The 8,156-nt window shown below is 66.0% G+C and carries 6 protein-coding genes and 2 tRNA genes (1 of these 8 only partly in view); 4 read left to right on the top strand and 4 right to left on the bottom strand.

The window, feature by feature from the left end:
- Positions 1-92 carry the 3' end of a DUF2842 domain-containing protein gene (locus NF699_00845; protein ID USU05290.1) on the top strand. Its footprint begins 115 nt before the window's first position, so the window shows 92 of its 207 coding nt (coding positions 116-207); the start codon falls outside the window, past its left edge; the stop codon is at positions 90-92.
- 21 nt (positions 93-113) lie between these two features.
- On the opposite strand, the gene NF699_00840 is transcribed toward NF699_00845, so the two are convergent.
- From NF699_00840 to NF699_00825, 4 genes are all read right to left on the bottom strand, one after another.
- Positions 114-190 (bottom strand) — tRNA-Asp (locus NF699_00840).
- Between the two features lie 91 nt (positions 191-281).
- Positions 282-358, bottom strand: a tRNA-Asp gene (locus NF699_00835).
- 52 nt (positions 359-410) lie between these two features.
- Positions 411-1,634 (bottom strand): AI-2E family transporter, encoded by a 1,224-nt coding sequence (locus NF699_00830; GenBank protein ID USU05289.1) that lies wholly within the window; start codon positions 1,632-1,634, stop codon positions 411-413.
- Positions 1,635-1,684: 50 nt separating this feature from the next.
- On the bottom strand, positions 1,685-3,454 hold the full coding sequence (locus tag NF699_00825; protein ID USU05288.1) for an acyl--CoA ligase: 1,770 nt from the start codon (positions 3,452-3,454) through the stop codon (positions 1,685-1,687).
- Between the two features lie 106 nt (positions 3,455-3,560).
- On the opposite strand from NF699_00825, the gene NF699_00820 reads away from it, so the two are divergent.
- The 3 genes from NF699_00820 to NF699_00810 all read left to right on the top strand — a co-directional run bounded on the left by NF699_00820 (position 3,561) and on the right by NF699_00810 (position 8,077).
- On the top strand, positions 3,561-4,781 hold the full coding sequence (locus tag NF699_00820; GenBank protein ID USU05287.1) for a beta-lactamase family protein: 1,221 nt from the start codon (positions 3,561-3,563) through the stop codon (positions 4,779-4,781).
- Between the two features lie 102 nt (positions 4,782-4,883).
- Positions 4,884-6,896: a 3-hydroxyacyl-CoA dehydrogenase NAD-binding domain-containing protein gene (locus NF699_00815; protein ID USU05286.1), complete on the top strand. Its 2,013-nt coding sequence runs from the start codon at positions 4,884-4,886 to the stop codon at positions 6,894-6,896.
- On the top strand, positions 6,893-8,077 hold the full coding sequence (locus tag NF699_00810) for an acyl-CoA dehydrogenase family protein (GenBank protein ID USU05285.1): 1,185 nt from the start codon (positions 6,893-6,895) through the stop codon (positions 8,075-8,077). The genes NF699_00815 and NF699_00810 overlap by 4 nt, the downstream gene beginning before the upstream one ends.
- The last annotated feature ends 79 nt before the right edge of the window (positions 8,078-8,156 follow it).

The raw sequence follows: 8,156 nt of genomic DNA, 5'->3' as shown, positions 1-8,156 counted from the left end.
TGCAACTGCCGTTCTACCTGATCACCGGGATCATCTGGATCATCCCGCTGCGGCCGCTATTGCAGTGGATGGAGACCGGCCGCTGGCGCTGAGGAATACCGGTTGGCGACCGGTGGCGCGAGTGACGGGGCTCGAACCCGCGACCTCCGGCGTGACAGGCCGGCGCTCTAACCAACTGAGCTACACCCGCTGAAAGCGGTCGGAACGCGACCTTCGCCGATCCGGCGATGCGCTGTTCCCGCATGTTCCGATTAGCTTACCCCACTCTTCCGACAGGAGAGTGGCGCGAGTGACGGGGCTCGAACCCGCGACCTCCGGCGTGACAGGCCGGCGCTCTAACCAACTGAGCTACACCCGCTGAAAGCGTTGAGGCGCGCCAACTAGGCGAGGGCATCGGGGGTGTCAACGGCCTATTCGCCGTCACCGTCGTTTCGCCGCCGGCGCTCGCGTTCCTGCTGCACGAGCGTGCCGTGTTCGAACAGGAAACCGGCGATATCGGGCTTGCCCGCCGCCCCCAATATCGTCTGGATGATGATCAGCAACGGCACCGCCAGCAGTGCTCCCGCCGTCCCCCACACCCAGCCCCAGAAGCTGATGGATACGAGGATCATCAGCGGACTGATCGTCAGCCGGTGACCGACGACGAGCGGTGTGATCGCATTCGCCTCGACCAGATGGCAGCCGATCATCACCGCCGGCGGCAGCATGGCCACCCAGATATCGGTGAAGGTCATCATCCCGCCGATCGCGAGCAGGAACGCCGCTATGATCGGCCCGAAATAGGGGATGTAGTTGAGCAGGGCGACGATGCCGCCCCACATCAAAGGCGACGGCATGCCGATGAAATACAAGGCGCCCGCAACGATGCCGCCGAGCGTGAGGTTGATGAGCGTGATCGTGCCCAGATAGGCGGACACGTCGTCGACCACGTCCTGGATCACCCGTGCGGTCGCCATCGCGCCGTCGAAGCTGGTCCGCCCGGTGATCGTCTTCTTGCGCATGCCGGTCCAGCCGGACAGGAAGAAGAAGACGATCAGGATGCCGAAGAAGAACTGCACGATGACCGTCGGCGCCGATGTCGCCGCCAGCTCCAGGATCGAGCTGGGCGGCGCGACCGCGGCGGTCTGCGGCTGGCGCACGGGGGTGGAGGCGACCTGCCGGAACATCTTGTTCACCGACTTTTCCAGCGTCGAATAGAGGTCGAGCAACGGCGACAGGTTGTGCTGGATACGGCTGATCCTGCTGGGCAGTAGCTGGAAGAAATCCGTAGCCGGCACCACGATCGCGGCGATCGCGATGTTGGCGACGATGAGAAACACCAGAACACAGAACAAGGCCGCCAGCGCCGAGGGGATGCGGCGACGTTCCAGCCATTCGAGCACGGGCACCAGCGCGATCGCGATGACCAGCGCCGCGGTGAGCGGCATGAAGAATTCCGCGCCCGACTTCAGCGCGAACGGCGTACCGAGCGCCAGACCGATACCGGAGATCAGCGTGAAGGCGGCGAGCAACCGGTCGCGGCGCAACGCGATCCGCCCCAGTTCAGATCGCGTACCCGGCAGCAGCGGTGCGCCCAACGCCACCTGCTCTTCGGCGGTCATGCGGGAAGTGCTGGGATCGGGATCGTCGGCCATCCCCCTACCCTAGCGCATTTTCGCGGCTGGCCATCCCGCTTCTTGCGCGATCATGCGGTGATCGGCACGCGATCCACGAATAGCGCCTTCAACTCCTTCTTGAGGATCTTGCCATTGGCGTTGCGGGGCAGCGGTTCGGAAAGGAAGCGGATCGCGACCGGAACCTTGAAGCCCGCCAGCCGCTCTCGGACGAAAGCCTGCAATTCCGCCTCTGTCGCCCCGCATCCCGGACACAGGTGCACGATCGCCGCCGGCTCCTCGCCCAGCGTGCGATGCGGCACGCCGACGAGAGCGGCGTCGGTCACGGCCGGATGTGCGTAGAGGACGTTCTCCACCTCGATCGAATAGATGTTCTCGCCGCCGCGGATAACGATATCCTTCGCCCGGTCGGCGATGAACAGGAAGCCCTCGTCGTCGATCCGCGCGAGATCGCCGGTCCGCACCCATCCGTCGATGAAAGTGGCCGCGGTCGCATCGGGCTTGTTCCAATAGCCCTTCACGATCATCGGCCCGCGCGCCCACAATTCGCCGATCGTGTTCGGCGGCAGCACCGTCGTGCCGTCCTTGCCCCGCACCTCGATATCTGCGGTGGCGACCGGCGCGCCGGCGCTGTCGGGGCGGTTGAGGTAATCCTCGCCGCCGTGCTGGGTGACCGTGGCGGTGGTTTCGGTCATGCCCCAGCCGTTGCCCGGCAGCGCGCCGAATTCCTGGTGGATGCGGCGTACCAGTTCCGGGGCGGACGGCGCGCCGCCATAGGCGATCGTATCGAGCGACGAGAGGTCGTAATTGGCGCGGTCGGGATGTTCGAGCAATTGCCATGCGATCGTCGGCACGCCGCCGGTCATGTTCACCTTTTCCCGCTCGATGATCTCCAGTGCGCGCGTCGCGTCCCATTTGCGCAGGAAGACCATCGTCGAACCGCTCGCGATCGATCCCATCATCCCCGCCGAACAGGCGGTGACATGGAACATCGGGATGACGGTCAGCGAGACGCGCGGCGTCGGCTCCGGCGGCGCTTCCCCACGACGCAGACAGGCGCGCGCCGCGGTGTAGCCGCTCGACATGATGTTGGTCATGAAATTGCGGTGCGATCCCAGCGCCCCCTTGGGCGCGCCGGTGGTGCCGCTGGTGTAGAAGATCGTCGCGGCATCGTCCGGCGCGACGGCGGCGGGCGGCAGCGGCACCTCGGCAAGGCTCGGCCAGTCGTGGGGCGTGCCGATCACCTCCTCCAGCCGCTGCGTTCCCTCGCCGAGCGGTGTGGTCGCGCGCGCGACGATCACATGGCCAAGATCGGGCAGCGTGGTGTACAGGCTTTCCAGCCGCCCGTGCCGCTCGCCATCGACGATCAGCCCCCGCGCACCCGAATCGCGCAGGCCGTATTCGAGCTCCGCGCCGGTCCACCACGCATTGAGCGGCACCATGATCGCGCCGATCGCCACGCCGGCGAAGAACGCGACCGACCATTCGGGCAGGTTGCGCATCGCCAGCGCCACGCGGTCGCCCTTGCCGATCCCCAGCGCCACCAGATGCGCGGCCAATGCCGCCGTCGCACGATAATGCGCCTCGTAGCTGACGCGTTCGTCCTCGTAGATCACGAACAGCCGATCGGCGTGACCGCGGCTCGCCTCCAGCAGATAGCGCATCGTCGGCGGGGCATTCTTCCACACGCGGGTCGGCACGCCGTCGATCACCGCCTCGTCCATCTCGAACTTGGCACCGGGTGCGGTCAGCAGCGCCTTCACCTCGGCAAGCGACATCGCCGGCCAGGATGGCGGCAGGTCTACGATCGGCTCGCTCGCCACGGCAGCTTCCTCTCTCATGTCGATGGCAGGTGCGATTCCTGCGTTTCGATGAAAGGTTACTGTTGATTCCGCCATCGCTCAAGGCAATAGGAAGAGAAAGTTAGAAGCTGGGGTATGGCAGAGGATGGCGACCATCGTTGCGCAGGCGAACGGATTCGAAAGCGGCAGGCTCGCGGCAATCGATGCGTTCCTGAAGGCGCGCTATCTCGACACCGGGCTGCTCCCCAACGCCCAGTTGCTGATCGCGCGCGATGGCGAGATCGCGCATTTCTCGCACCAGGGCAGCGCGCGCGAGGGCGGCGCGTCCGTCAGCGAGGAATCGCTGTTCCGCATCGCATCGATGACCAAGCCGATCACCTCGATCGCGTTCATGATGCTGGTCGAGGAGGGCAAGGTCGCAGTCGACACGCCGGTCCATCACGTCCTGCCCGAGTTCAAGGGACTGGGGGTCTACAATGGTGGCGGTGGCGGCGCGCCGTTCGTCACCCGCGCGACAGCCGAACCGATGCGGATGCTCGATTTGCTGCGGCATACCTCCGGCCTCACCTACGGCTTTCAGAACCGCTCCAACGTCGATGCCGCCTATCGCGAGTCGAAGATGGAAAGCTGGCACGGCAACCTCGACCTCGACGGCTTCGTCGCGGCACTGGGAAAACTGCCGCTGGAGTTCTCGCCGGGCGAAGGGTGGAATTATTCGGTGTCGACCGATGTGCTCGGTGCGGTCGTCGAGCGCGTGTCGGGGCAGACGCTCGACGCGTTCTTCCACGATCGCATCTTCGCGCCGCTCGGTATGCATGACACCTTCTTCCAGGTGCCGGGCGACAAGCTCGATCGGCTGACCGACTGCTACACCCTCGTCGCAGGCAAGGGCCGCGTGATGTACGATCGCGGCGAGGCGAGCGCGTGGAGCCGGCGGCCGAAACTGCTGTCGGGTGGCGGCGGGCTGGTGTCGACCGCGCTCGATTATCACCGCTTTTGCCGGATGTGCGAGAGTGGCGGGACACTGGACGGCGTTCGCATCGTCGGGCGCAAGACGCTCGACCTGATGACGATGAACCATCTGCCCGGCGGCAAGGATCTCGCCAGCCTGTCGCGGTCGCTGTTCAGCGAGACGCAGAATGCCGGCACCGGTTTCGGCCTGGGGTTCGCGGTGACGCAGGATGTCGCGCGCACGATGATCCCCGGGTCGCCGGGCGAATATTATTGGGGCGGCATGTTTTCGACCGCCTTCTTCATCGATCCGGTCGAGCGATTGCACATGGTGTTCATGACGCAGCTCAGCCCGTCCGGGCTCTACCCGATCCGCCGCGAGTTGAAGACGATGATCTATGCCGCGCTGAACTAGCCGTCCGTGCTCCTGCGCAGGCAGGAGCCAGAGTTGTACATGCCGCCGCCGGTGGCCCTGGGTTCCTGCCGTCGCAGGAGCCCATGCAAGGAGAGACCCGATATGACCTCGCCGATCCGCACCGAACGCCATGACGACGTGCTCGTCATCATCTCCGACAATCCGCCGGTCAACGCGCTCGGCGCGGCGGTGCGGATCGGGCTGGAGGCGGCGATCAAGGAAGGCGTCGCCGACGATACGATCCAGGCGATGGTGATCCGCTGCGACGGTCGCACCTTCTTCGCGGGCGCCGACATCACCGAATTCGGCAAGCCGATGCAGGAGCCGGGCCTGCCGACCGTCGTCGACCTGATCGAGGCATCGACCAAGCCCGTCGTCGCGGCGATCCACGGCACCGCGCTGGGCGGCGGCTGCGAGGTCGCGCTTGGCTGTCATTACCGTGTCGCGGTGCCCTCCGCGAAGATCGGCACGCCCGAGGTGAAGCTCGGCCTGCTTCCCGGCGCGGGCGGCACGCAGCGCATCCCGCGCATCGCCGGCGTCGGCATGGCGCTGGAAATGACCGCCAAGGGCGATCCGATCCCGGTCAAGAAAGCGCAGGAGGCAGGTCTGATCGACAAGATCGTCGGGGAAGACAGCTTGGAGGCGGACGCGATCGCCTTCGCGCGCGAGGTGAGGGACAAGCGGCCGATCCCACGCGCCTCGGAGAAGGAAGCCAAGGCCGATCCCGACGCGGTCGAGGCGTTCAAGAAGGAGAACGGCCGCCGCTTCCGCGGGTTCGAGGCGCCAGCCGCCAACATCGCCTGCGTCGTCAAGGCGAGCGAAACGTCGTTCGCCGACGGCATCGCCTTCGAACGGCAGGAATTCATGAAGCTGATGATGGGGACGCAGTCCGCCGCGCAGCGCCACATCTTCTTCGCCGAGCGTCAGGCCGCCAAGATCGACGACGTCCCCGCCGACACGCAGCGCCGCGCGATCAACCGTGTCGGCGTGATCGGTGCCGGCACGATGGGCGGCGGCATCTCGATGAACTTCCTGTCGGCGGGCATCCCGGTGACGATCGTCGAGATGCAGGCCGACGCGCTGGAGCGCGGCACCGGCGTGATGCGCAAGAACTATGAGGCATCGGCGGCGAAGGGCCGGATGAAGCCCGAACAGGTCGAGGCGGCGATGGGCGCGCTGACGCCGACGCTGAACTTCGACGATCTGGCGGAATGCGACCTGATCATCGAGGCGGTGTACGAAAATATGGAGGTGAAGAAGGAGATCTTCACGCGGCTGGACGGCATCGCAAAGCCCGGCGCGATCCTGGCGTCGAATACCTCCTACCTCAACATCGACGAGATCGCCGCCTGCACCGCCCGCCCGCAGGACGTGGTCGGCATGCACTTCTTCTCGCCCGCCAACGTGATGAAATTGCTGGAGGTCGTGCGGGGGGCGAAGACCGCGCCGGACGTGCTGGCGACGGTCATGGACCTCGCCAAAAAGATCAAGAAGGTCGCAGTGGTCGCCGGCGTCACCTATGGCTTCATCGGCAACCGCATGCTGATGCCGCGGCAGGTGGAGGCGAACAAGCTGCTGCTGGAAGGCGCGACGCCCGAGCAGATCGACCGCGTTCATGTCGCTTTCGGGATGCCGATGGGGCCGTTCCAGATGGCCGACCTGGCCGGTGTCGACATCGGCTGGCATCGCGACCCGAACCGGATCGAGAACGTCCGCGACGCGCTCGCCGCCGAGGGGCGCTGGGGGCAGAAGAAGCAGGCCGGCTTCTACGATTACGACGCGAAGCGGAACCCCACCCCCTCCCCCCGCGTCGCCGAGATCATCGCGGAATGGCGCGAGAAGACGGGGACGCCGCAGCATGACGTCACCGACGAGGAGATCGTCGAGCGCACGCTGTACACGATGGTCAACGAAGGCGCGCTGATCCTGGAAGAGGGGATGGCGCAGCGGGCGTCGGACGTCGATGTCGTCTGGATCTACGGCTACGGCTGGCCGATCTATCGCGGCGGGCCGATGTTCTGGGCGAAGAGCGAAGGTTACGACAAGGTCGCCGCCGGGCTAGAGAAGCACGGCTTCACCGTCGCCAACAGCCTGAAGTCGGGAGCGATCAAGTGAGCGGCCTCGACACCTTCCGCGCCGACACCCGCGTTTGGCTGGCGGAGAATTGCCCGCCCGAGATGCGCGAGCCGGTGCGCTCCGACGCCGATATCTGCTGGGGCGGCCGCCACTTCGCACCCTCCAGCCCGGCGCAAAAGGACTGGCTCGACCGCATGGCGGCGCGTGGCTGGACCGTGCCGGACTGGCCGAAGGAATATGGTGGTGGCGGGCTGTCAGCGGCGGAGACCAAGGTCCTGCGCGAGGAAATGGCAGCGATCCGTGCGCGCAATCCGCTCAACTCGTTCGGCATTTCGATGCTCGGGCCGGCGCTGCTCAAGTACGGCACTGAGGAACAGAAGCTCGAACATCTGCCCAAGATCGCCCGCGGCGAAATCCGTTGGTGCCAGGGCTATTCCGAACCCAATGCCGGGTCGGACCTCGCCGGGCTCGCTGCATCGGCGGAGGACGGCGGCGACCATTATATCGTCAACGGGCAGAAGGTGTGGACCAGCTACGCGGACAAGGCCGACTGGATCTTCTGCCTCGTCCGCACCAGCAAGGCATCGAAACAGGGCGGGATCAGCTTCGTGCTGTTCGACATGGAATCGCCGGGCGTCTCGACCAAGCCGATCCTGCTGATCAGCGGCTATTCGCCGTTCTGCGAGACCTTCATGGACAATGTGAAGGTGCCCAAGGCCAATCGCATCCATGACGAGAACAAGGGCTGGGACGTCGCCAAATATCTGCTCGGCCATGAGCGCGAGATGATCAGCGGCATGGGCCTGGGCGGTGGTGGCCGCAATCCGCTGATCGAGGGGGCGATCGCAACGGTCGGGCTCGATCACGACGGGCGGCTGGCGGACCCCGTGCTGCGCACGCAGATCGCGCTGTTCGAGGTGCGGGCGAAGGCGTTCGCGGCGATGTCCGAACGCTTCATCGACGAGCTGAAGGCGGGCCGCGCGCATCCCGCGCAGCCGAGCATGATGAAGTACGTGGGCACCGAGCTGAACAAGGATCGCCACGAACTGATGATGGCGGCGGGCGGATCGGACGCGCTGGAATGGGAGAGCGAGCGGTCGAACACCGGCGCCGCCCCGCGCGCGTGGCTGCGGACGAAGGCGAATTCGATCGAGGGCGGCACGTCGGAGGTGCAGCTCAACATCATCGCCAAGCGCATCCTGGAACTGCCGGGCGCGTGACCGAGCGTGCTCCTGCGCACGCAGGAGCCGATAGCCATAGAGCGGAACGCCTGGAACCCTGGGTTCCGGCTTCCGCCGG

It is taken from the genome of Sphingomonadaceae bacterium OTU29LAMAA1, assembly GCA_024072375.1.
In the GTDB taxonomy this organism is placed as follows: Bacteria; Pseudomonadota; Alphaproteobacteria; order Sphingomonadales; family Sphingomonadaceae; genus Sphingomonas.
Note: the sequence above shows the minus strand (reverse complement) of the source record. Positions and strands in the feature narration are given on the sequence as shown.

Coding starts and splice junctions, on each gene's coding strand:
- NF699_00830 (USU05289.1), bottom strand. CDS start 1,634: ATGGCCGACGATCCCGATCCCAGCACTTCCCGCATGACCGCCGAAGAG.
- NF699_00825 (USU05288.1), bottom strand. CDS start 3,454: ATGAGAGAGGAAGCTGCCGTGGCGAGCGAGCCGATCGTAGACCTGCCG.
- NF699_00820 (USU05287.1), top strand. CDS start 3,561: ATGGCGACCATCGTTGCGCAGGCGAACGGATTCGAAAGCGGCAGGCTC.
- NF699_00815 (USU05286.1), top strand. CDS start 4,884: ATGACCTCGCCGATCCGCACCGAACGCCATGACGACGTGCTCGTCATC.